This is a genomic window from Shinella sp., assembly GCF_049651085.1.
GTDB lineage: Bacteria > Pseudomonadota > Alphaproteobacteria > Rhizobiales > Rhizobiaceae > Shinella.
The window spans coordinates 94,087-118,152 of record NZ_JBASBL010000005.1 but is presented as its reverse complement, the minus strand read 5'-3'; the positions used below and the strand labels follow the sequence as shown (position 1 = coordinate 118,152).

At 65.9% G+C, this 24,066-nt stretch carries 18 protein-coding genes and 1 other RNA gene; 6 read left to right on the top strand and 13 right to left on the bottom strand.

The features are described from left to right. Positions 1-31: 31 nt before the first annotated feature. Positions 32-643 carry an MOSC domain-containing protein gene (locus tag WA950_RS02815; protein WP_424550232.1) on the top strand — a complete coding sequence of 204 codons (612 nt, stop codon included), beginning with the start codon at positions 32-34 and terminating at the stop codon, positions 641-643. On the opposite strand, the gene WA950_RS02810 is transcribed toward WA950_RS02815, so the two are convergent. The 4 genes from WA950_RS02810 to ffs form a co-directional block, all read right to left on the bottom strand. Further along, a complete protein-coding gene (locus tag WA950_RS02810) occupies positions 644-1,255 on the bottom strand; it encodes a LysE family translocator (RefSeq protein WP_424550160.1) in 612 nt (203 codons plus the stop codon). Positions 1,256-1,290: 35 nt separating this feature from the next. Continuing rightward, a complete protein-coding gene (locus WA950_RS02805; protein WP_424550159.1) occupies positions 1,291-1,614 on the bottom strand; it encodes a YbaB/EbfC family nucleoid-associated protein in 324 nt (107 codons plus the stop codon). An 84-nt stretch (positions 1,615-1,698) separates the two neighbouring features. Next, complete coding sequence (locus WA950_RS02800) at positions 1,699-3,582, bottom strand: DNA polymerase III subunit gamma/tau (RefSeq protein WP_424550158.1); 1,884 nt, start codon at positions 3,580-3,582, stop codon at positions 1,699-1,701. A 59-nt stretch (positions 3,583-3,641) separates the two neighbouring features. Next, positions 3,642-3,738: signal recognition particle sRNA small type (gene ffs / locus WA950_RS02795), an RNA gene on the bottom strand. Positions 3,739-3,837: 99 nt separating this feature from the next. On the opposite strand from ffs, the gene WA950_RS02790 reads away from it, so the two are divergent. Together WA950_RS02790 and nudC are read left to right on the top strand one after the other, a co-directional pair. Then, complete coding sequence (locus WA950_RS02790) at positions 3,838-4,263, top strand: HIT domain-containing protein (protein WP_424550157.1); 426 nt, start codon at positions 3,838-3,840, stop codon at positions 4,261-4,263. Beyond that, on the top strand, positions 4,260-5,234 hold the full coding sequence (nudC, locus tag WA950_RS02785) for an NAD(+) diphosphatase (protein ID WP_424550156.1): 975 nt from the start codon (positions 4,260-4,262) through the stop codon (positions 5,232-5,234). The genes WA950_RS02790 and nudC overlap by 4 nt, the downstream gene beginning before the upstream one ends. Before the next feature lie 44 nt (positions 5,235-5,278). On the opposite strand, the gene WA950_RS02780 is transcribed toward nudC, so the two are convergent. Together WA950_RS02780 and WA950_RS02775 are read right to left on the bottom strand one after the other, a co-directional pair. Further along, entirely contained in the window at positions 5,279-6,136 is an 858-nt protein-coding gene (locus WA950_RS02780) for a prephenate dehydratase (RefSeq protein WP_424550155.1), read from the bottom strand. A gap of 69 nt (positions 6,137-6,205) precedes the next feature. Next, the gene (locus WA950_RS02775) at positions 6,206-6,961 is read right to left on the bottom strand and encodes a 3-deoxy-manno-octulosonate cytidylyltransferase (protein ID WP_424550154.1); all 756 of its coding nucleotides are present in this window, start codon (positions 6,959-6,961) and stop codon (positions 6,206-6,208) included. 152 nt (positions 6,962-7,113) lie between these two features. Here WA950_RS02775 and WA950_RS02770 point away from each other — a divergent pair, with 152 nt between their 5' ends. Then, positions 7,114-7,905 (top strand): c-type cytochrome, encoded by a 792-nt coding sequence (locus tag WA950_RS02770; RefSeq protein WP_424550153.1) that lies wholly within the window; start codon positions 7,114-7,116, stop codon positions 7,903-7,905. Between the two features lie 165 nt (positions 7,906-8,070). On the opposite strand, the gene WA950_RS02765 is transcribed toward WA950_RS02770, so the two are convergent. Next, on the bottom strand, positions 8,071-9,015 hold the full coding sequence (locus tag WA950_RS02765) for an AEC family transporter (protein ID WP_424550152.1): 945 nt from the start codon (positions 9,013-9,015) through the stop codon (positions 8,071-8,073). A gap of 503 nt (positions 9,016-9,518) precedes the next feature. Between WA950_RS02765 and WA950_RS02760 the strand changes: the two genes are divergently transcribed. Next, entirely contained in the window at positions 9,519-14,975 is a 5,457-nt protein-coding gene (locus tag WA950_RS02760) for an MG2 domain-containing protein (protein WP_424550151.1), read from the top strand. 11 nt (positions 14,976-14,986) lie between these two features. Continuing rightward, positions 14,987-17,071, top strand: a complete 2,085-nt coding sequence (gene pbpC / locus WA950_RS02755) for a penicillin-binding protein 1C (RefSeq protein WP_424550150.1) — start codon at positions 14,987-14,989, stop codon at positions 17,069-17,071. Positions 17,072-17,092: 21 nt separating this feature from the next. Here pbpC and WA950_RS02750 read toward each other — a convergent pair whose 3' ends face one another. Genes WA950_RS02750 through WA950_RS02725 form a run of 6 tightly spaced genes read right to left on the bottom strand, consistent with a single transcriptional unit; the run spans position 17,093 to position 23,940 of the window. Then, on the bottom strand, positions 17,093-17,893 hold the full coding sequence (locus WA950_RS02750; protein ID WP_424550149.1) for a crotonase/enoyl-CoA hydratase family protein: 801 nt from the start codon (positions 17,891-17,893) through the stop codon (positions 17,093-17,095). Between the two features lie 25 nt (positions 17,894-17,918). Beyond that, a complete protein-coding gene (locus tag WA950_RS02745) occupies positions 17,919-18,794 on the bottom strand; it encodes a hydroxymethylglutaryl-CoA lyase (RefSeq protein ID WP_424550148.1) in 876 nt (291 codons plus the stop codon). Next, positions 18,791-20,776 (bottom strand): acetyl/propionyl/methylcrotonyl-CoA carboxylase subunit alpha, encoded by a 1,986-nt coding sequence (locus tag WA950_RS02740; RefSeq protein WP_424550147.1) that lies wholly within the window; start codon positions 20,774-20,776, stop codon positions 18,791-18,793. The genes WA950_RS02745 and WA950_RS02740 overlap by 4 nt, the downstream gene beginning before the upstream one ends. Positions 20,777-20,787: 11 nt before the next feature. Then, on the bottom strand, positions 20,788-21,171 hold the full coding sequence (locus WA950_RS02735; RefSeq protein WP_424550146.1) for a RidA family protein: 384 nt from the start codon (positions 21,169-21,171) through the stop codon (positions 20,788-20,790). A gap of 13 nt (positions 21,172-21,184) precedes the next feature. After that, entirely contained in the window at positions 21,185-22,792 is a 1,608-nt protein-coding gene (locus WA950_RS02730) for a carboxyl transferase domain-containing protein (protein ID WP_424550145.1), read from the bottom strand. Continuing rightward, entirely contained in the window at positions 22,792-23,940 is a 1,149-nt protein-coding gene (locus WA950_RS02725) for an isovaleryl-CoA dehydrogenase (RefSeq protein ID WP_424550231.1), read from the bottom strand. The genes WA950_RS02730 and WA950_RS02725 overlap by 1 nt, the downstream gene beginning before the upstream one ends. Positions 23,941-24,066 lie beyond the last annotated feature (126 nt).

Sequence of the window (24,066 nt, the reverse complement as noted above, 5' to 3'; positions counted from 1 at the left end):
GGGAAACGGAATCGCGGGAGACCGACGCTTGATCAGAATTCTCGCCGTATGCACGGGGGTCGTCCGTCCGCTTCCTGGCAAAAGCTACAAGACGGGCATTTTCAAGACGCCGACCGATGCAGCGGTGGTTGTCGACCGCGAGGGCCTGCTGGGCGACGCCATCTGCAACCGCAAACACCATGGCGGGGCGGAACAGGCGGTCTACGGCCTCGGCTCCATCGACCTTGACTGGTGGTCGAAGGACCTCGGCCGCACCATCGAGCCCGGCACCATCGGCGAAAACCTCGTTCTCGGCGGCCTCGACAGCCGCAGCGTGTGCGTCGGCGACCGGTTCGAGACCGAAAGCGTGCTTCTGGAAGTGACCTCGACGCGCATTCCCTGCAACACGCTGAGCGTGCGCATGGGCGATCCTGCCTTTGCAATGCGCTTCCTGCAGGCGGGCCGGCCGGGTTTCTACTGCCGCGTGCTGCGCGACGGGATCATCCAGGCCGGCGACTTCGTGACCTATACGCCCTTCGACGGCGCGCCGGTCACCATGCCGGAACTGCTGCGCACCTACGGCAGGAACCTTTCCGAGGAAGATCGGCTGCGCTACCTCGCAGCTCCCATCAGCGACAAGCTGCGCGCGGCGCTCACCGGCTGATCACCGGGCGGCAATGGCCGCCGCGGCCCCGGCCATGGTGCCGGCGCTGACGCGATTGGCGATACGCACGGCGCGCGGGCTCTTCAGGAACAGCCGGGCGCGCGCGGCCAGGAATACCCAGGCTAGATCGATCGCCACCAGCACGACGAACATGGTTGCGACCAGCTCCGCCCAGCCGACCAGCGTGACAGCGCCGAGATCGATGATCGCCGGCAGGAGCGCGATATAGAACATCATGATCTTCGGATTGCCGAGCGTCACCGTCAGCCCGGCGAAAAACAGCTTCGCGCCGGAGCGCGCCTCGGGCAGCGCCGCATCGCCCGGGTCGGCCGGCGCGAACCACATCTTCCAGGCAAGATAGAGCAGATAGGCGACGCCGAGCCACTTGATGGCGAGGAAGGCCGCGTAGAAGGTCTCGGCAATGGCCGCTAGGCCGAGCACGGCGCAGGTGAGCCAGATGCCCTCGCCGATCCACATGGCGGCGAGGAAGGGCAGCACGTCCCTCGGACCGCGCGAGAGCACGCGGGCGACCAGCGCCGCAATGCTCGGACCGGGCGAGCCGGCCGCCATCATCAGCGCGCCGGCGAAGACAAGCAGGGTCATCAGGCTCATCGGGGTTCCTCCTCGGGATCCCGGAGCCTACAGCATCAGAACGGCAGTTTGAAGCCGGGCGGGATCGGCAGGCCGGCCGTCAGGGCCTTGGTCTTTTCGGCGGTCTCGGCCTCGGCCTTGTCCTTGGCGTCCTTGTGGGCGGCAACGATCAGATCCTCGAGGATCTCGACGTCGTCTTCCTTGAAGAGCGAGGGATCGATCTTCAAGCCCTTGAGGTTACCCTTGCCGTCGAGCGTGACCGAGACGAGACCGCCGCCGGAGGTGCCGTTCACCTCGAGGGCGGCAATCTCCTCCTGCATCTTCTCCATCTTGGCCTGCATTTCCTTGACCTTGCCCATCATGCCCATGATGTCACGCATCGGTCTCTCCTCTTCGTCTCGTGATGTTAGAGTCTTTGTTTTCGCAATCCGGACGCAAAACTGCTTCGCACTGTTGCTGGATTGCTAGTGTTCGATATCGTCGCCGGGCAGGATATCGCCCTCGGCGGATTCAGCGACAGCCGCAACCTCGACGGTCTCGGCCTCGTTTTCCGTTTCCTGCACCTTGATCCGCACGTCGGTGATCTTGGCGCCGGGGAAGCGTTGCAGGATGGCGGCGACGTCCGGGTCCTGGCGCGCATCGGCGACGCGGGCTTCCTGCGCCGCCGTCTCGGCCTCGTTCAGGGTCGGCCCGCCGGCCTCGCGGGACAGGATAACCAGCCAGCGCATGCCGGTCCATTCCTGGAGCCGGTTCGAAAGGTCGGCGACAAGCGCCTTCGGCGCATCGTCCGTCAGGCTGATTTCTAGCCGACCCGCCTCGACATTCACCGGCCGCACGAAGGCGCGCACGAGCGCACGCAACCGGATATCGCGGTGCTTGGTGCAGAGATCGGCGACGTCCGAAATCGAGTTGACCGGCACGCTCGGCACTGCGGCCGGTTGCGGGGCGGGCGTGGTTTCGATGCGGCCGACCGGCCGCGATGCGGGGTCGGCCTGCGGCACGGCGCGCAGCATGGTCACCGACCCGCCGCCCGACTGGGCGCGCTGCATCGGGGAATCAGGCTGCGAAGAGACGGCCGCGACAGCGGACTGCGCCGTCGGCTGGCCACCGTTGCCGCCCGATTGCGGCGCACGGGCGCCATTGCCGCCGCCCTCGCCGTTCGCAAGCTCGGCAAGGCGGCGGGCTGCGTCTTCCGGCGAGGGAAGACTGGCGGCATGCGCCAGACGGATGATGACCATTTCGGCAGCACCGGCCGGGCGGCTGGAAGCCTCCGTTTCCGGGATACCCTTGAGCAGCATCTGCCACATGCGCGACAGCGCGGTCACGGCAATGGAATTGGCGAACTCGACGCCGCGCACGCGCTCGATCTCGCTCAGCGACTGGTCGCCGCTCGCATCCGGCACATATTTCATGCGGGTGACGAGATGGGTGAAATCGGCAAGGTCCGTCAGCACGACCGAGGGGCTGGCGCCAGCCTCGTATTGCGTGGCGAATTCGGCAAGCGCCGCGGCAGCATCGCCCTTTACGATATGCTCGAAGAGATCGACGATGCGGGCGCGGTCGGCAAGGCCGAGCATGGAACGAACGGCGTTGACCTCGACCCGGCCCGCCCCATGGGCGATCGCCTGGTCGAGCAGTGAGAGGCCGTCACGGGCCGAACCCTCGGCGGCGCGGGCGATCATGGCGAGCGCATCCGGCTCGGCCTCGACGCCTTCCTTGCCGAGAATGGTGGTGAAGAGACCGACGAGATCGGAAGCGCCGATGCGGCGCAAGTCGAAACGCTGGCAGCGCGACAGGACGGTGATCGGAACCTTGCGGATTTCCGTCGTCGCGAAGATGAACTTGACGTGCTCCGGCGGCTCCTCGAGCGTCTTCAGCAGGCCGTTGAAGGCCTGCGTCGAGAGCATGTGCACTTCGTCGATGATATAGACCTTGTAGCGCGCCGAAACCGGGCGGTAGCGCACCTGCTCGATGATCTCGCGGATATCGTCGATGCCGGTATGGGAGGCCGCGTCCATCTCGATGACGTCGACATGCCGGCCTTCCATGATCGCCTGGCAATGCTCGCCGGGAACGCGCAGGTCGATCGTCGGCTTGTCGAGGTCTGAACTCTTGTAGTTGAGCCCACGAGCGAGGATGCGGGCGGTCGTCGTCTTGCCGACCCCGCGCACGCCGGTCAGCATGTAGGCCTGCGCGATGCGGCCGGTCTCGAATGCGTTCGTCAGCGTGCGGACCATCGGTTCCTGGCCGACCATCAGGTCGGAGAAATCCTTCGGCCGGTATTTTCGCGCCAGAACGCGATAGGCGGCCGGTTTTTCGCTGGACGGATTTGGGGTTTCGTCGTTCATCGATCCTGCCGCTAATCGAACTATAAGTCCCGACAGGACGGCCAGGATCAGGACGGTAGGTGGGAGGCTGGCACGATGACCCGTGCCGGGCTCGTTAGGGCTGCTTCCTTCCGGACCTGACCCGGTTGGCGAGTGGCTCGTCCACCACCAACCTCCCGTCCCCCATATCGGCAATATTCCGTCCGAATGCAAGCGGAGCCGACAAAAAACTGTTGGAGTGAAATCAGGTGCGTGGCATGACTCTATAAAAGATGCATGCGGGAGAGCCCCTTGAGCGATTTTCGAACCGACGAACGGCTGGTGCGCGACAGCGACCTTCTGACGAAGATCGGCCTGTGCGAACTTCGCCTGATCAAAGACGCACGCTGGCCGTGGCTGGTGCTCGTGCCGCAGCGCCCGGATGTCACCGAGGTCTTCGACCTGACGCCGCTGGACCAGACCATGCTGACCTTCGAGACGGTGCTGGTCGCCGAGGCGCTGAAGCGGGTGACCGGGGCGACGAAGATCAATACCGGGGCGCTTGGCAATATCGTCCGCCAGCTGCATGTCCACATCATCGCGCGCAGCGAGGGTGATCCGAACTGGCCTGGTCCCGTTTGGGGTCACGGCACTGCCGAGCCGCGCTCGGCCGAGGAAACCAAGGCCTTTGTCGCCAAGCTGCTGGACGCGCTCTCACCATGAAGCCATCGCTTTTCGATCTCTACCGCCCGCATCCGGAACCCAGCACCATGGTGGCCTTTGCGGAAAACAGCCTCGACCGCCAGTCGGAGCACCGCGCGCCCGATTGCCTGGAACAGGCCTTCATGGCGGAAAGCGTGCACGCCTTCGCCATCGCCGGCGGCAAGCTGGTCGTCAAGCATGACGAGAAAATCATCGATCCGCTCTTCGCCCCCTACGAGCTTGCCGAACTCGACCCGGTGCCGGAGGAGGCCATTCTTCTCGGCTACCTGAAGAACGGCGAGCCGCGGCTGGCTATCCCCGTGCGCGCCGATCCCGACACCTTGCAGGAGCCGCTGAAGGCAGCGGACGGGCGCACGCTCTATCGCCAGCAGATGCTCGACGACGACCTGCTCGGCCAGTTCGCGCAGGCCTCCAGCCTGATGACATGGAACGGCAACAACCGCTTCTGCGGCAAATGCGGTTCGCCGACGCGTTCGGAGATCGGCGGCTATCGTCGCGTTTGCGAGAGGTGCAGCCACACGATCTTTCCGCGCACCGACCCGGTCGCGATCATGCTGGTGATCGATATCGAGCGCGACCTGTGCCTGCTCGGCCGCTCGCCGCACTTTCCGGAGGGCATGTATTCGTGCCTTGCCGGCTTCCTGGAGCCGGGCGAAACGATCGAACATACCGTGCGCCGCGAGACCTTCGAGGAATCCGGTATCAAGGTCGGCCGCGTGCGCTACCATGCCTCACAACCCTGGCCGATGCCGCATTCGCTGATGATCGGCTGCTACGGCGAGGCGATATCCTTCGATATCCGCCGCGACGAGCAGGAACTGGAGGATTGCCGCTGGTTCACCCGCGCGGAGACGGCGGCGATGATCGAGCGCAGCGCCCAGTCGGGCCTCACGCCCGGCGCCACCACCCCGCCGCCGAAGGGCGCCATCGCCCACCGGCTGATGCGCGACTGGCTCGACTGGAAGGGCTGATCCCCCGAAGCAATTCCGGCAACCGGGACGACGCCTGACAAGCGTCAGTTCTGGAATGCGCTGCGCATCGGATGCGCCCGGTACGTGCCGAGGATACGGACCTTTTCCGAGAAGAAGCGAAGTTCCTCCAGCGCGCGGCGGACATGCGGCTCATCCGGATGCCCTTCGATATCGGCATAGAACTGCGTGGCGGTGAACTTGCCGCCGATCTGGTAGCTTTCCAGCTTCGTCATATTGATGCCGTTCGTCGCAAAGCCGCCGAGCGCCTTGTAGAGCGCGGCGGGGATGTTACGCACATTGAAGACGAAGGTGGTGACGATGATTTCGTCGCCGCTGCGTTCGGCCGGTGCCGCCTCGCGCGACAGCACGACGAAGCGGGTGACGTTGCTTTCGGTATCCTCGACGTTTTCCGCGATGATCGACAGGCCGTAGAGGTCGGCGGCAAGGCGCGGGGCGAGCGCTGCCATGGAGCGGTCGCCGGTTTCCGAAACGAGCTTCGCCGCGCCGGCCGTATCGCCGGCGATCACCGGCTTCCAGCCGTTGAGGCGGACGATCTTGCGGCATTGGCCGAGCGCGTGGATGTGGCTATGGACCGTGCGAACTTCTTCCTTCGTCACGCCGGGCATGACCATCAGCTGGAAGCGGATCGGCATGAAATACTCGCCGACGATATGCAGGCGCGATTCGGGCAGCAGGTGGTGGATGTCCGCCACGCGGCCGGCGATCGTGTTCTCGATCGGAATCATCCCGAGATCGGCATCGCCGTTCTCCACGGCGAGGAACGCATCCTCGAAGGTCTGGCACGGCAGCGGCTCCATTGTCGGGAACATGTCGCGGCAGGCCATGTCGGAATTGGCGCCATATTCGCCCTGAAAGGCGATCTTGTTGGTCTTCATGCTCATGGCAGGGTCCGTGTCAGAGTATCGTTCCGAAAAGTGCTCCTCGGCAAAAACGACACGAAAAACAAAAAGTCAAACGGGATGGGCCGCAAGGATGACACGGGCCTTCTCAAGATCGGCGGGCGTATCGACGCCGAGCGGAACGGTGTCGACGATCTCCGCATCAATGCGCATGCCGGCTTCCAGCGCCCGAAGCTGCTCCAGCGATTCGCGCTTTTCCAGTGTCGAGGGCTTCAGCGCGACGAAGGTTTCCAGCGCCTTGCGGCGATAGGCATAGAGACCGATGTGATGATAGAGCGGGCCATTGCCATAGGGAGCCGTCGCGCGTGTGAAATAAAGCGCACGCAGCCGCCCCTCGCTCAGCGGCGAACCGACGACCTTCACCACGTTCGGATTGGTCTTTTCGTGTTCGTCGCGGATTTCCGTCGTCAGCGTGGCGATGTCGGTCGAGGCGTTCTCCAGCGGGCGAAGCGCCGCGCGAATGGTCGCGGGATCGATCGTCGGCAGATCGCCCTGCACGTTGATGACAAATTCGGCGCGGCCATCCGGGTCGCTCTTCGTCAGCGCCTCGTGGATGCGGTCCGAGCCGGACTGGTGATCGATGCGGGTCATCACCGCCTCGAAACCCGCAGCCACAACCGCGTCGAAAATATCCTGGTGATCGACGGCAACGACGATCCGGCCGACATTGGCCGCCGCCGCCCGGCGCGCCACCTGCACGATCATCGGCAGGCCGGCAATATCGGCGAGCGGCTTGCCGGGGAGTCGCGTCGAGGCCATGCGCGCGGGAATGAGAACGAGGGTCTTGTCAAATTTGGCGGGATTCATCGCAGGCCCTTCAAAAGCCCCGGGAAAAGTGTCAAAAGGTCTCAGTGCAGGGGCTACAATCACTGTTGCAACGAAGCAGCAAAAGACATAGGTTCCGCGCGATTTCAAGACTGGCCGGCGTCGTGTCCGCTGGTTCCTAGGGGAGCGTTTGGATGAACTCTTATGTGAACATGGGCGTAGGTGCCCTATTGGGCACCGTATTCGTACTGATGTCCGTGTCGATCGCTTCTGAAGGCATATTCCATTCGGGCGCTCCCGAGAAGGAAGGCTTTACGATCGCAGCCGAAGAAGCGGATGGCGGCGAAGCAGGCGGCGGTGAAGCTGCAGCTATCGTTCCGATCGCGACCCTGCTTGCCAGCGCCGATGCGGCAGCCGGCGAAACGGCTTTCAAGAAATGTGCGAGCTGTCACACCACGGAGAAGGGCGGACCGAACAAGGTCGGACCCGGTCTCTGGGACATCGTGAACCGCCCGATCGCAGCGCATGAAGGCTTCAGCTATTCCGCAGCGATGACCACCTTCTCCGAAGGCCACAAGGTCGTCTGGGACTACGATCACCTGAACTTCTTCCTCCAGGCGCCGAAGAAGCATGTTCCCGGCACCGCCATGGGCTTCGCCGGTCTCAAGAAGGACGACGAGCGCGCCAACCTGATCGCGTATCTTCGCACGCTTTCCGACAGCCCGGTAGCTCTGCCGACCGCTTCGAGCGAAGGTGCGGACGCCGGTGGCGCAGCAGCGACGACCGAAGGCGCGGCATCGACGGAAGGTGCAGCTCCGGCTGACGGCGCGACCGCCACGGAAGGTGGCGCTGCGACGACGACGGAAGGGGCAACGACCCCGGCTGACGGCGCAACGGCAACCGAGGGCGACGCCGCAACGACGACGACCGAGGGCGCAGCTCCGGCCGAAGGCGGCACCACGACGGAACAGCCGGCCGCTCAGTAAGAGACGGTCAGCTTCATAGACAAACAAACCCGGCCTTCGCGCCGGGTTTTTTGTTGCCTGAACCCTTGCCCCCTCGACGCCCGCGGCGTGCCGGTGGGGATGGATGGTCGGCTCAAGCCCGACCATGGCGAAGAGGAGAGGGACTTTTCACCGATAAAGCCAACTTCAGGCGAGCAGCCAGGCCCAGAAGGAAACGGTGAAGACGCCGAGTGCCGTCGTCATGGTGATGGTCGAGGAGGCGAGCGCCTGGCCGACACCGAAATGGTTGGCGAGCAGCCAGGCATTGACGCCCGTCGGCACCGATGAGGTCAGGACCATCGCGGTCGTCCATTCAGGGCTGAGGCCGAGCAAGCGGCAGGCGACATAGACGCAGCCCGGCAGCAGGACGAGCTTGAGGCTTGTCATCGCCAGCGCGATGCCGGCATTGCCGCCGACCTTGTACTTGTTGAGCGCCATGCCGATAGAGATGAGCGCGGCCGGCGCGGCGGTCGCCGCCAGCTGATCGACCACCGCCTTGACCGGTCCGACAAGCGGCACGCCGCCCACATGGAACAGCGCACCGACGGCAAGGCCGATGACCAGCGGATTGCGCACGAGGCTCTTGCCGATGCCGAGCAGCAGGGCGGCAAGGCTCTGCGGCGCGCGCGTACCCTCCTGACGCTCGGCCCGTTCCATGAGAACCGTGCCCGCAATCATCATGACCGGCAGATGCACGGAAAGGAGAACGGAGATCGCCACGAGCCCGTCGTCTCCGACGATTCGCGAGACGAGCGGCAGGCCGATGAAGACCGTGTTGGCGAAAGCCGACGAGACGCCGGCCAGGACGCCGATCCGCCGGTCGCGCTTGAAGCCGAGCGTCGCCACCAGATGCGCCACCGTCCAGGTGACGGCAACACCGGCGAAATAGCCGACCCAGATGCGCCAGGGCGCTTCGCCCGCGAAATCGGCTTCCGCGATCGTGCGGAACAGGAGGACGGGAACCGCCAGGCGGAAGACGAACTCGCCGAGCCCCTCGCCCAGTTCCTCCCGCAGATAGCCGGTGCGCACGGCCAGCCAGCCGATCAGGATAAGCGCGAAGACGGGCAGAACATTGAGGGCGACGTCCGACATGAAACCGTCCGGAAAGCGATGATGCAATGAAAGGCAGGGCACCTTGCAGCTTCACCGGTAGGGCAATCGGCAGGAGGGGTCCAGCGTTAAGCTGGCAGGTAGAAATGAAAAAAGCGAGGGTTATCCCCCCGCTTCCTCATCCCGGACTGGCCGGGGAAGTGCTTCGTGCAGTGCCAGTACATCCGTGGTCACCGCGTTTCCGAAACACGACTTTCGTGTCTGACAAGGGTTCTACCGGCCGCCTGTTACAGCGGTATGACAGAACCGCACCTGTCGATGTTTGGGAGTCTGCGCGCATATGGTTAACAAAACGTTAACGCGCCGAACTTCGAAAAAATTTCGCATTTCCGGCGATTGAACCGCCGCGATCAAACGTCTTTCTCCTGGTTCCATGCGCCGTCCTTTTCCGGCCTCCCCGACGAGCTGCGTCTTTCGATTGACAAGCCGGGGCGAGGTCTGAACAGTGGCGGCGGCAACGAGACGGGCAGCGGTAGGAGGACTTCATGTCTATGCGCGCAATCTTCGGTTTCTCGGCACTTCTTCTTTCTGCCGTCGCTTCCCCACCCCAGATCGCTCATGCCGAAGAGACGCGTACCGTCGTCACGTCGGAAAACAGCGACTATTTCGGATTCGACCTGCGCACCGTGCAGGACGTGACGCTCGATCAGTGCAAGACGGATTGCATTGACGACCTGTCCTGCCGCGCCTTCACCTATAATCCCAAGGTGAAGTGGTGCTTCCTGAAGAGCGACTTCAACCAGCTCAACCATTTCCAGGGCGCCATTGCCGGCAAGATCGTGAAGGCCGACAACGCCGCCGATATCGGCGCGCCGCCGGCGCTCGCCTTCATCAGCGACTATATGACGACCGACGCCCGCTCCTTCCGCGACAACCTTTCGCTCGCCGCCGACCAGCAGGGACAGGGCGCAGAAAGCCTCGCCTCGCTCGGCCGCATCGAGAGTGCGTCAAGCCGCTTCGACCAGGCGCTTGCCGCCTACAAGGGTGCGCTCTCGCTTGCGCCGGATGACTATTATCTCTGGATCGAGACGGCCGAAGCCATGAGCCGGGCCGCCAACAACAGCTACCTCGCCGGCCAGGGCGCACTTGCCGCGATCAACGCCTACAAGCTCTCGCGCACGACCGAAACGCGCGCCCGCGCGCTCGCCGTGCTGGCCGACACGCTCGACAAGTCGAGCAACTACCGCGCCGGCATCAACGCCTACAAGGCGAGCCTCGAACTGAAGGACGATGTCGCGGTGCGCTCGGCCTATCTCGGCCTCGTCGCCCGGCAGGGCTTCCGCGTCGTCAACCACACAATCGATTCCGACAGCGCCAGCCCGCGCGCCTGCGTCGAGTTCTCCGAGCCGCTCGTCAAGTCCGGCGCGGACTACGCCTCCTTCGTCACGCTGGACGGCGCGGCGCCCAAGGCCGTCGAGGCCAAGGACCGGCAGATTTGCGTCGAGGGCCTGACCCATGGCCAGCGCTACAAGATCGCCTTCCGCTCCGGCCTGCCGTCTGCCGTCGAAGAGCCGCTGGCCGCGAACGTCGATCTCGACATCTACGTGCAGGACCGCGCCGCGACGGTGCGATTTACCGGCGACGGCTTCGTGCTGCCGGGCAGCGTTCGCCGCGGCATCCCGATCGTCTCCGTCAACACCGACAGCGCCGACCTGAAGCTCTACCGCGTCGGCGACCGCGCCATCGCGGGACTGCTCGCCGACAGCCGCTTCCTCACCCAGCTCGACGGCTACTCCTCCAGTCGCATCGAAAACGAGAACGGCGAAATCGTCTGGCAGGGCAAGATCGATATCTCGCCGGAACTCAACAAGGATGTCGTCACCAGCTTCCCGGTCGATGAGGCCCTGCCCGAGCGCAAGCCCGGCGTCTATGTGCTGACCGCCGCAGCCTCGAACGGCCGCAGCAACGAATGGGACGCCAAGGCCACGCAATGGTTCGTCGTCTCTGATGTCGGCCTCACCACTTATGCCGGCACGGACGGCCTCAACGTCTTCGCCCGCTCGCTCGACAGCGCCGGCCCGCTCGAAGGCGTCGAGCTGCAGCTCATCGCCAAGAACAACGAGGTGCTCGGCACGGCGACGACCGACGCGGACGGCCGCGCGACCTTCACTGCCGGTCTGATACGCGGCACCGCAGCCAACACGCCCGCCGTCATCCTTGCCAGGAAGGGCGAAGGCGACTTCGTCTTCCTCGACATGACGCGCGCCGGCTTCGATCTTTCCGATCGCGGCGTCACCGGGCGCCCGGCACCGGGCGCCATCGACGTGCTCGCCTGGACCGAGCGCGGCATCTACCGCGCCGGCGAGACGGTGCATGCCACAGCCCTTGCCCGCGATATCGAGGCGAACGCCGTCGAAAAACTCCCGCTGACCTTCATCTTCAACCGGCCGGACGGCGTGGAGGATCGCCGCATGGTGTCCGACGGCGCGGCTCTCGGCGGCCATTCCATCGAGCTGCCGCTCCAGCCGAACAGCATGCGCGGCACCTGGACCATGCAGGTCTTCACCGATCCGAAGGGCATGGCGATTGCCGAAAAGCAGTTCCTGGTCGACGACTTCGTGCCGGATCGCATCGAATTCGACATGTCGAGCGAGACGAAGGATATCGAAGCCGGCGTGCCTGCCGCCGTCTCCGTCGATGGCCGCTATCTCTACGGTGCGCCCGGCGCTGGTCTCGAGATCGAGGGCGACGTCGCGCTGAAGCCGACGCGTGCCGACCCCGCCTATCCCGACTATGTCTTCGGCCTGACAGACGAAGAGGCGATCGAGGAAAGCACGACGCCGCTCGAAGGCCTCGACGTGCTCGACGACGAGGGCAAGGCGACCTTCGACGTTACTGTCACCGACCTTCCCTCCACCACCCAGCGTCTCGAAGCGCTCGTGACGCTGCGCATGATGGAGGCGGGCGGCCGTGCCGTTGAACGCAACCTCACGCTGCCGGTCCGGACAACCGGCCCGATGATCGGCGTGAAGCCGGAATTCAAGGGCGAGCTTTCGGAAAACAGCGTCGCCAATTTCCAGGTCATCGCCGTCAATACGCAGGGCGCGAAGGAGGCGATGCAGGGCCTGCCCTGGAAGCTGCTTTCCGTCCAGCGAAACTACCAATGGTATCGCGAGGGCAGTTCCTGGCGCTACGAACCGGTGCTTTCGACGACGCAGATCGCCAACGGCACGCTCGACGTCGCTGCTGACGGCGGCCGCATCTCGGTGCCCGTCACCTGGGGCCGCTACCGCATCGAGGTCGAAAGCCCCGAGCCGGACGGCCCGGCGACCAGCGTCGAATTCGACGCCGGCTGGTACGTCGCCGCAACTTCGACGGAAACACCCGACGCGCTGGAAATCTCGCTCGACAAGGAAAACTACGCGGTCGGCGATACGGCGAAGCTGAAGATCTCGCCGCGCCATGCCGGTCAGGTCCTGATCACCGTTGGCGCCGAAAGCCTGATCGCCACCCAGACCGCCGCGATAGGCGCGGAGGGCGGCGAGGTGGAAATTCCGGTCACCGAGGAATGGGGCCCCGGCTCCTACGTCACCGCGACGCTCTTCCGCCCCGGCTCGGACCAGGAAAGCCGCATGCCGATGCGCGCCATCGGCATCACCTGGCTGAAGGTCGATCCGGCCGAACGCAAGCTCGCGGTCGCGCTGGATGTGCCGGAAAAGACCCTGCCGCGCCAGCCGCTCGACATTTCGCTGAAGGTCGCGGGCGCAGGCGCGAACGAAGAGGCCTATATCACCGTTGCAGCCGTCGATGTCGGCATTCTCAATCTCACCCGCTACGAAGCGCCCGATCCGGCCGGCTGGTATTTCGGCCAGCGCCGCCTCGGCATGGAAATCCGTGACCTCTACGGCCGGCTGATCGACGGCTCGCTTGGCGCGACCGGACGGCTGCGCACCGGCGGCGACGGCGGCGAAGGAGCCCTCCAGGGCAACCCGCCGACCGAAAAGCTCGTCGCTTTCTTCGCTGGCCCCGTAAAGTTCGATGCGCAAGGCAACGCCAAGGTCAGCTTCGATATCCCGCAATTCAACGGAACGGCCCGCATCATGGCCGTCGCCTGGACGAAGACGGGCATCGGCAGCGCGACGAAGGACGTGGTCATCCGCGATCCTGTCGTCGTGACGGCAAGCCTGCCGAAGTTCCTCGCCCCCGGGGATCGTGCGGACCTGAGGCTCGATATCGCCAATACCGATGCGCCGGCCGGTGACTACACGGTCGAGATCACCCACAACGCCTCCGTCATGGTCGAGCAGACCGGTGCCGGCCAGACAATCAGGCTGGAACCCGGCGGCAAGACGGCCCTCACTCTGCCGCTGGTCGGCGGCGAGGCGGGTGACGGGCTCGTCACCCTGAAACTCTCGAATGGCTCCGGCATGTCGCTCGAACAGGCGCTCAACGTGCCGGTGCGTCCGGCCGCCATGCCCATCACCACGCGCCGGCCGATCGAGATTGCCGCGAATGCCAGCCTGACCATCGACGACCAGTTGCTCGCCGACAGCCAGCTCGCCGGCGCTTCCGTCAGCCTCAACGTCTCGCGCGCCGCGGCCTTCGACATCCCGGCCCTTCTGATGGCACTCGACCGCTACCCCTATGGCTGCACGGAGCAGACGACGAGCCGCGCGCTGCCGCTCCTCTATCTCAGCGAGCTCTCCAGGCAGTCCGGCCTGCCGGAGGATACGGAAACGCAGAAGCGGGTGCAGGAGGCGATCTACCGCGTTCTCGCCAACCAGTCCTCCTCCGGCAGCTTCGGCCTGTGGTCGCCCGGCTACGGCGACCTCTGGCTCGACGCCTTCGTCACCGACTTCCTGACCCGCGCCCGCGAACAGAAGTTCGACGTGCCGGAGCAGGCCATGCTGCAGGCGCTTTCCAACCTGCAGAATTCGATCTCCTATGACGTCAACGTCTCCACGCAGGGCAACGAGATCGCCTATGCGCTCTATGTGCTCGCGCGCAACCGAAAGGCAGCGGTCAGCGACCTGCGCTACTATGCCGACACGAAGCTCTCGGAATTCTCCTCGCCGCTCGCCCGCGCGCAGATCGCCGGTGCGCTGGGTCTCTACGGCGATGCCCAGCGCTCGATGACGATCTTCTCCAATGCGCTCGGCCTCTCGCGTGACAGCATCATGACCGCCAGCCTCTCGCGCACCGACTACGGTTCGTCGCTGCGTGACGGCGCTGCCATCCTGGCGCTGGCCGCCGAAAGCCGGCCGGTTCCGGACGTCATTCCCGAACTGACGAAGCTCGTGGCAAAGCAATGGGATGACAAGCGCTGGACCAGCACGCAGGAACAGACCTGGATGCTGCTTGCCGCCCGTTCCGTGAAGGATGCCGACAAGGGCCTGAAGCTCGAAATCAACGGTGCGGAGCGCGCCGGCGGCTATGCCGCGCAGATGACGGGCAAGTCCCTCCTGGAGAACCCGCTGGTGATCGCCAACCGAAGCGACGAGCCGGTCTCGGCCGTGCTGACGACGGTGGCGGCCCCTGCCGATCCGCTGCCGGCCGGTGGCGACGGCTTTGCCATCGAGCGCAGCTACTACACGCTTGACGGCGAGGAGGCGAACATCACGGAGGCTTCGCAGAACGAGCGCTATGTCGTGGTGCTGAAGGTGACGGAACAGAATGACTGGCCGTCGCGCATCATCATCACCGACCTCCTGCCCGCCGGCTTCGAGATCGACAATCCGAGCCTCGTCGACAGTGCCAAGCTTGCCAACTTCGACTGGCTCGGCGAGACCGAGGCGGCGCATACGGAGTTCCGCTACGACCGCTTCGTCGCTGCCTTCAACCGCAGCGGCGGCGACAACCGCGACGTGACGCTCGCCTATGTCGTGCGCGCCGTGACCCCCGGCACCTACGATCTGCCGGCCGCCCAGGTGGAGGACATGTATCGTCCGCAATATTCCGCCCGCACGGCGACCGGCCGCATGCAGGTCGTCAAGGCTGAATAGGACGATTGGCGATGGCGCTCTGGCGCAAGCTCCTGATCGGTTCCCTCGCGGGGGCGGCTTCCATCGCCGCCCTCGCCTTCGGGCTCGACCATGCGGACCGCGTCTATCCGCCGCCCGTCGCAATAGCCGATAGCATCTCGCGGGAAGTGCTTGACCGCGACGGCCGCCTGTTGCGCGCTTTCGCGACGCCCGAGGGCCACTGGCGGCTGAAGACCACGGCCGCCGATGTCGATCCGCAGTTCATCCGCATGCTCGTCGCCTATGAGGATCGCCGCTTCCACGAACATGCCGGCATCGACCCGCTGGCGCTGCTGCGCGCTGCCGGGCAGTTCGTCACCAGCGGCCGCATCGTCTCCGGCGCATCGACCCTTTCCATGCAGGTCGCCCGGCTGATCGAGCCGCGCGAAAACCGCTCGATGCTGGCGAAGCTGCGCCAGATGGCACGCGCCGTGCAGCTCGAACGACGGCTGTCCAAGGCGGAAATCCTCGACCTTTACCTGACGCTCGCCCCCTATGGCGGCAATCTCGAGGGCGTGCGCGCGGCAAGCCTTGCCTGGTTCGGCAAGGAGCCGAAGCGCCTCTCCGTCGCCGAAGCCGCCCTGCTCGTCGCCCTGCCGCAGCTGCCCGAAAAGCGCAGGCCCGACCGGCACCGGAACGCCGCAGAAAAGGCGCGCGAACGCGTGCTGACCCGCATGGCCGTTTCCGACATCATCGGCGAAGGCGAAGCCGAACGCGCGAGCAACGAGGCCGTGCCCGACCGCCGCCGGCAGCTCCCCTCCCATGCCGCGCATCTCTCCGAGCTGGCGCTGCGCAAGGATCCAAAGGCGATCGAGCACAGGACGACGCTCGACCGCACGGTGCAGGACGGACTTGAAACCGTTGCCCGCGAGGCGGCCGAGCGCCTCGGCCCGAAAGTCTCCATCGCCATGGTGATGGCCGATGCCCGCACTGGCGAAATCCTCGGCGAAGTCGGCTCGGCCGACTATTTCGACGGCAGCCGCGCCGGCTGGATCGACATGACGCGCATCCGCCGTTCGCCCGGCTCGGCCCTGAAGCCCTTCATCTACGGACTTGCCTTCGAGGAAGGGCTGGTCGCGCAGGAAACCATCGTCGAGGATCGACCCTCCGATTTTTCCGGTTACCGTCCGCGCAATTTCGACATGACCTATCAGGGCGATGTCAGCGTGCGCAGGGCGCTGCAACTGTCGCTGAACGTCCCCGCCGTCCGCCTGCTCGATGCCGTCGGCCCGACACGGATGATGGTGCGGTTCCGGCGCGCCGAGGTGCGACCTGTGCTGCCGCCGGGCGAAACGCCCGGCCTTGCCATCGGCCTCGGCGGCCTCGGCATCACGCTGCGCGACCTCACCCAGCTCTATGCAGCGCTTGCCAATCGCGGCATGCCGGTGCGGCTCGGCGACGGCATTACCAACGATGCGGCAGTGATCGACGGCGATCCGCTGCTCGATCCCGTCGCCGTCTGGCAGGTCTCCGACGTCCTGTCCGCCGTCACCCCGCCGACCGGCAGCCGACGCCTCGGCATCGCCTACAAGACCGGCACCAGCTACGGCTACCGCGATGCCTGGTCCATCGGCTATGACGGCCGCCACGTGCTCGGCGTCTGGGTCGGCCGCGCCGACAATGGCGCGGTGCCGGGTCTGACGGGCTATGGCAGCGCCGCGCCCATCCTCTTCGAAGCCTTTTCACGGTCCGGCGTCGCCATCACCGCGTTCCCCCGAGCGCCGGCCGGCGCGGTGCGCATCGCCCAGTCCGAACTGCCGGCGAGCCTGCGCCGTTTCTCGACCACCGCAAGCGGCCTCGTCGCCACCGTGGCGCGCGAGCCGGCGCCGCAAATCGTCTATCCGCCGGAGGGCGCCCATGTGGAACTCGGCGCCACGACGGGCGAACAGGTTTCTCCGCTGGTGCTGAAGCTGCAGGGGGGCCGCGCGCCCTTCCGCTGGCTCGCCAACGGCAAGGTGCTGCCCGACGCCTCGCGCCGGCGCACGACGCAATGGATGCCGGAAGGCGCGGGCTTCTCGACGCTGACGGTGATCGACGCCGCCGGACGGGCTGCCAGCGTGCGGGTATTCATCGAATAGCGGGACAAAGCCCCCGCGACATTATTTTTTCGTATCCGCCGGCACCCATCCCGCCTTGCGCTTTTCCAGGAAGGCCGCGATGCCCTCGGCCGCCTGCGGCGTTTCCCAGGTATCGGCAAGCCGCGTCAGCGTCATCTCGATGAGTTTTTCGTCGATTGGCGCGGCAAGCGCATGGGCGAGGGATTTCGCCCCCGCGACCGCATCCGGCGATGCGGCGAAATAGGGCGCTATCTCTTTCTCGATCGCCTCGTCCAGCTTTTCCGGCGCAACCACGGCGCTGAGAAGGCCGATCTCCCGGCCGACCTGTGCATCGAAGAAGCGCGCGGACGTGGCGAAGCGCAGGAAGGCCGAGGGGCCGATACGGGCGGCGACATAGGGACTGATCGTCGCCGGGATCAGGCCCAGCCGCGTCTCCGTCAGGCCGAAGCGCGCGCCTTCCACCGCAATCGCCGCATCGCAGACGCTGATAAGCCCGACGCCGCCGCCATAGGCCTGGCCGTTGACGCGGGCGACCAGCGGTTTCGGCAGGTCGCGCAGCGCCTTCAGCATCAAGGCGAGCCGGCGCGCTTCGGCCACGCGTTCCGCGCGGGTGGCGGAGATCTGCTCCTTCATCCAGTTGAGGTCGCCGCCGGCGCAAAAGCTCTCGCCCTCCCCTGTCAGCACCACGATCCGCACCGCCCTGTCCTCGCCCAAGAGGCCGGCGACGGCAGTCAGTTCGCGGATCATCAGGCCGGAAAGCGCATTGTGTTGCGCGTGGCGGCGAAGCGTCAGCGCGGCCACGCCGCGCCGGTCGACGGATACGGAAATCGTCTCGAAGTTCATGGCAGCACCTCCCGCGTTCAATCCGCTATGGTCTTCCTCCGGCATCGTCCTTGCTGGTGATCTGGCGGGCGAAGGCCGCCGCCACCGCCAGCTTGTGCCGGTCGAGCCCTGTCTCGTAGCCCTGCGCATCGAGCATGTCGGCCACGGCAAGCGTATCCACATTGCCGCGTGCGCCCGGCGCATAGGGGCAGCCGCCGAGTCCGCCCACCGAGGCGTCGAAAACCGATAGTCCATGATCGAGCGCAACGCGGATATTATCGAGCGCCCGCCCACCCGTATCGTGAAAATGGCCGGCGAGCTTTTCCGGGGAAGCGACGGCAAGCACGGCCTCCAGCATGGCGGCGACCTCGGCGGGCCGCGCGCGGCCGATCGTGTCGCCAAGGCTCACCTCGTGGCAGCCGAGACGCAGCAACTGCTCGCTCACCCACGCCACCGCGAGGGGCTCGACCGGGCCGTCATAGGGGCATTGCACGACGCAGCTGACATAGCCGCGCAGCTGGATGCCATCCGCCTTTGCCGCTTGCGCCACGGGCCGGGCGCGCTCGAGGCTTTCGGCGATCGAACAATTGAGGTTGGCGCGCGAAAAGCCCTCGGACGCCGAGAGGAAAACGGCGACCTCATCCACGCCGGCAGCCTTCGCAGCCTCATAGCCTTTCATGTTCGGCACCAGCGCCGAATAGGAAATACCGGGGCGGCGCACTATGCCGGCCATGACCTCCGCCCCGTCGGCAAGCTGCGGCACCCATTTCGGGCTGACGAAGCTCGTCGCCTCGATGCGGGTGAAGCCGCAGTCCGAAAGCAGGTCGATCAGCGCGATCTTCCCGGCGGACGGAATGATTGCCTTCTCGTTCTGCAACCCGTCGCGGGCCGCCATCTCGACGATGTCGATACGCCGGGTCATGCGACCTCCTCGGGCTCCAGCGAAAGGAGCAAGGCGCCCTCCGCCACCTGATCGCCGACAGCGACAGGCACCGCGGCCACCACGCCGTCGCGCGGCGCGGCCAGCACCAGTTCCATCTTCATCGCCTCCATGGTGACCAGCGCTTCGCCCCTTGAGACCCGCGCGCCAGGCTCCGCGGACACGATGCGCACAAGACCCGGCATCGGGGCGGACAGCCGATCCCCGCCCGCCGCGATCTCGCCATGGTGGCGGGCCGCTTCGGCGAGCATGAAGGCATGGCTATGGCCGCCGAAGAAGACGACGATATCGCCCCCCGCGCGGTTGACGCCCGCCGGCAGCATGTGGCCGTCGAAATCCACCCGTATGGTACGGCCCTCCGGCCTGCCCACGCGGATATCCGTCTCCAGCCCATTGTGGGCGATGCGGTAGCCGTTCTCGCCGAGCGCCGTCACGCGCAGCGCATGTTCCTTGCCGGCATGGTCGAGGAACACCGTCTGTGCCGCCTCGCCCCACAGGCGGAAGCCGCGAATGTGCCCCCAGGGATCTGGATCGGCCGGCGCATCGAGAAAGCCGAGCGCAGAAAGCGCGGCAAGCCCGAAGACTTCTTCGGAAGCTTCGGGATCGGCCAGCACGGCCTCGCCGGCCCGGCCGATCAGGCCGGTATCGACATCGCCCGCGGCAAAGGCCGGCAGGCGGCTGAGCCGCGCGAGGAACCCCGCATTCGTCGTCACCCCGCCGACGCGGCATTGTTCGAGCGCCGTTTCCAGCCTGGCAAGCGCCTGCGCGCGCGTGCTGCCATGGGTAACGATCTTGGCGATCATCGGATCGTAGTAGGGCGTGACGAGATCCCCGGCCCGCACGCCGGAATCGACGCGCACGCCGTCCGGCATATCGAAGACGGAAAGGCGGCCGGTCGCCGGCAGGAAGTCGCGCGCCGGGTTTTCCGCATAGAGCCGCGCCTCGAAGGCCCAGCCTTCGATGGCAAGCTCCTCCTGCCGCATCGGCAAGGGCTCACCGGCGGCGACGCGCAGCTGCCATTCGACGAGGTCGAGGCCGGTGATCGCCTCCGTCACCGGATGCTCGACCTGCAGGCGCGTGTTCATTTCCATGAAGTAGAAGCGATCCTGCCGCAGCCCTTCCGAAACATCGGCGATGAACTCCACCGTGCCGGCGCCGCTATAGCCGATGGCCGCCGCCGCCCGCACCGCCGCCGCGCCCATCGCCGCGCGCATCTCCTCCGTCATGCCGGGCGCCGGCGCTTCCTCGATGACCTTCTGGTGACGGCGCTGCAGCGAGCAGTCGCGCTCGAAGAGATGCACGACATTGCCGTGCCCGTCGCCGAAGACCTGCACCTCGATATGGCGGGGTTTCGCCATATACTTCTCGACCAGCACGCGGCCGTCGCCAAAGGCGCTTTCCGCCTCCCGCCGGGCGCTTTCCAGCGCGGCGCCGAAATCGGCGGGCAGGTCCACCCGCCGCATGCCCTTGCCGCCGCCGCCGGCGCGCGCCTTGATCAGGACCGGATAGCCGATGGTCGCCGCCTCGCCGGCAAGGAAGGCCGCGTCCTGCTTGTCGCCATGGTAGCCGGGCACGACGGGCACGCCCGCCTTTTCCATCAGCGCCTTGGCCGCATCCTTGAGGCCCATGGCGCAGATGGCATTTGCCGAGGGGCCGATGAAGACGAGGCCGGCCGCCTCCACCGCCTCGACGAAGCCCGGATTTTCCGACAGGAAACCGTAGCCGGGATGCACCGCCTCCGCACCGCTCGCCCTGGCCGCTTCGATGAGCGCCGGAATGTTCAGGTAGCTTTTTCCCGCCTCCGCCGGGCCGATGCGCATGGCCTCGTCGGCCATCTCGACATGCAGCGCGTTATCGTCGGCGTCGGAATAGACGGCGACCGTCGCAATGCCCATCAGCCGCGCCGTGCGGATGACGCGGCAGGCGATTTCGCCGCGATTGGCAATGAGGATTTTCCTGAACATCCGGCCTCCTGTCATTGTGCGGCGATAGCCTCGACCTCGAGCATCCATTTCCCGTCGAAGATCGATGCGATGACGACGCTCATCGCCGGGGCAGTGGACCCGAGATATTCGCTGCGAATCTCGCGGTTGGCGGTCGCGTGGTGGCGGTCGGAAAGATATGTCGTGACCTTGACGAGGTCGGTCTTCGACATGCCTGCGGCCTTCAGCTGGGCGTCGATATTGCGCCAGACGAGCCGCGCCTGATCCTCAAAACTCTCCGGCACCTTGTCGTCGTCCGAAACCGGGATCTGGCCGCTGATGAACAGCAGGGTCTTGAAATCCTCGATCTTCACGGCCTGCGTGTAACCGCCGCGCGGGTCGGGCGCGTTCTTCGCATTGATCAGTGCGCGTTTCATGACTTTCCCTCCTCTACATCCTGAAGACACCGAAACGAGTGGGCTCGACAGGCGCATTGAGCGCCGCCGAAAGCGAAAGCGCCAGCACGTCGCGCGTCTTGCGCGGGTCGACGATGCCGTCGTCCCAAAGGCGCGCCGAAGCGTAGAGCGGGTGGCTCTGGCGGGCGAACATGTCGATGGTCGGCTGCTTGAAGGCGACTTCCTCCTCCGTGCTCCAGCTGCCGCCGGTCCGCTCGATACCGTCGCGCTTGACGGTGGCCAGCACGCCCGCCGCCTGCTCGCCGCCCATCACAGCGATGCGGCTGTTCGGCCAGGTCCACAGGAAGCGCGGCGCGTAGGCCCGCCCGCACATGCCGTAGTTGCCCGCGCCGTAGGAGCCGCCGATCAGCACCGTCAGCTTCGGCACGCCCGCGGTCGCGACGGCGGTGACGAGCTTCGCGCCATGCTTGGCGATGCCTTCCGCCTCGTATTTGCGACCGACCATGAAGCCGGTGATGTTTTGCAGGAAGAGGAGCGGAATGCCGCGCTGGGCGCAAAGCTCGATGAAATGCGCGCCCTTCAGCGCCGCTTCGGAGAAGAGCACGCCATTGTTGGCGATGATGCCGACCGGCAATCCATGCAGGGCGGCAAAACCGCAGACGAGCGTGACGCCGAAGCGGGCCTTGAACTCGTCGAAGCGCGAGCCGTCGACCACGCGGGCGATCACCTCGCGCACGTCATAGGGGGTGCGCGTATCGGCCGGCACGATGCCGAGCAGTTCCTCCGGATCGTAGAGCGGCGCGTCACCCGCTCCGGATCTTGCAACCTCCGGCTTGCGGGTGTTGAGATTGGCGGCGATCTGGCGGGCGATTTCCAGCGCGTGGCGATCGTCGCGCGCCAGATGGTCCGCAACGCCGGAAAGGCGCGTGTGCACATCGCCGCCGCCGAGATCCTCGGCCGTCACCACCTCGCCCGTCGCGGCCTTCACCAGGGGCGGGCCGGCAAGGAAGATGGTGCCCTGGTTTTCGACGATGACAGTCTCGTCGCTCATGGCCGGCACATAGGCGCCGCCTGCCGTGCAGCTTCCCATGACGACGGCGACCTGCGGAATGCCGGCGGCCGACATTTGCGCCTGATTGTAGAAGATACGGCCGAAATGGTCCCTGTCCGGGAAGACCTCGTCCTGATTGGGCAGGTTGGCGCCGCCGGAATCGACGAGATAGATGCAGGGCAGCCGGTTCTCCGCCGCGATCTCCTGAGCGCGCAGATGCTTCTTCACGGTGATGGGGTAGTAGGTGCCGCCCTTCACCGTCGCATCATTGCAGACGATCATGCATTCACGGCCGGACACGCGGCCGATGCCGGCAATCATGCCGCCGGAGGGCGAGGCCCCGTCATAGAGGCCGTGCCCGGCGGTGAGGCCGATCTCGAGGAAAGGCGAGCCCTTGTCGATAAGCTGCGCGACCCGATCGCGCGGCAAGAGCTTGCCGCGGGAGACGTGGCGATCCCGCGCCTTCGCGCCGCCGCCATCCATGGCGAGGCTTGCGGCCTCTTCCACCAGAGACAGCGCGTCGAGCATCGCCTTGCGGTTCGTCGCAAAAGTCTCGCTGCGTGTGTTCACCGCCGAGGGGATGACCGGCATTACTGCGTCTCCTGAAAGATTTCTCGGCCGATCAGCATGCGGCGTATTTCGGAGGTGCCCGCACCGATCTCGTAGAGCTTGGCGTCGCGCAGCAGGCGGCCGGCCGGATAGTCGTTGATATAGCCGTTGCCGCCGAGCGTCTGGATCGCTTCAAGGGCAAGCTTCGTCGCCATCTCCGCGGCATAGAGAATGCAGCCGGCGGCGTCCTTGCGGGTCGTCTCCCCCCGATCACACGCGCTTGCCACCGCATAGACATAGGCGCGGCAGGCGTTGAGCGCGACATACATGTCGGCGACCTTGCCCTGCATCAGCTGGAATTCCCCGATCGGCTGGCCGAACTGCTTTCGCTCGTGGAGGTAGGGCACGACCACATCGAGGCAGGCCGCCATGATCCCAAGCGGGCCGCCGGAGAGCACGACGCGCTCATAATCGAGGCCGGACATCAGCACGTTGACGCCGCGTCCCACCGTGCCCATCACGTTTTCCTCAGGCACCTCGCAATCGGCAAAGACAAGTTCGCATGTATTGGAGCCGCGCATGCCGAGCTTGTCGAGCTTCTGCGCGGTGGAAAAGCCCTTGAACCCCTTCTCGATGAGGAAGGCCGTGATGCCGCGCGCGCCGGCCGCGGGATCGGTCTTGGCGTAGACCACCAGCACATCCGCATCCGGCCCGTTGGTGATCCACATCTTGTTGCCGTTCAGCACGTAGCGGTCGCCCCGCTTTTCCGCCCGCAGCTTCATCGAGACGACGTCGGAGCCCGCCCCCGGCTCGGACATGGCGAGCGCGCCGACATGTTCGCCGGAAATCAGCTTCGGCAGGTATTTTTCCCGCTGCGCCTGCGAAGCATTGCGGGTGATCTGGTTGACGCAGAGATTGGAATGGGCGCCGTAGCTGAGGCCCACCGAGGCGGAGGCCCGGCTGATCTCCTCCATCGCCACGCAATGGGCGAGATAGCCAAGGCCTGCACCGCCGTAGCCTTCCGGCGCGGTGATGCCGAGCATGCCGAGATCGCCAAGCTCCCGCCATAGCGGCATGGGAAAATTATTGCTGCGGTCGATCTCCGCCGCCTGCGGCGCGATGCGATCGGCCGCGAAGCGCCGCACGCTGTCGCGCAGCGCCGCGATGTCTTCTCCAAGCCCGAAATTCATGCCGGCGTCATACATGTCCGTCCTCCCCGGCAGCCGTCATGCGGCTGCCTTTTCCTGGCCTGCCCTGCCGAATGCCGTGCGCGGTGCCGCGTCGCGCGCCCTCCCCCGCTTCGCCGCCGCCCCTTC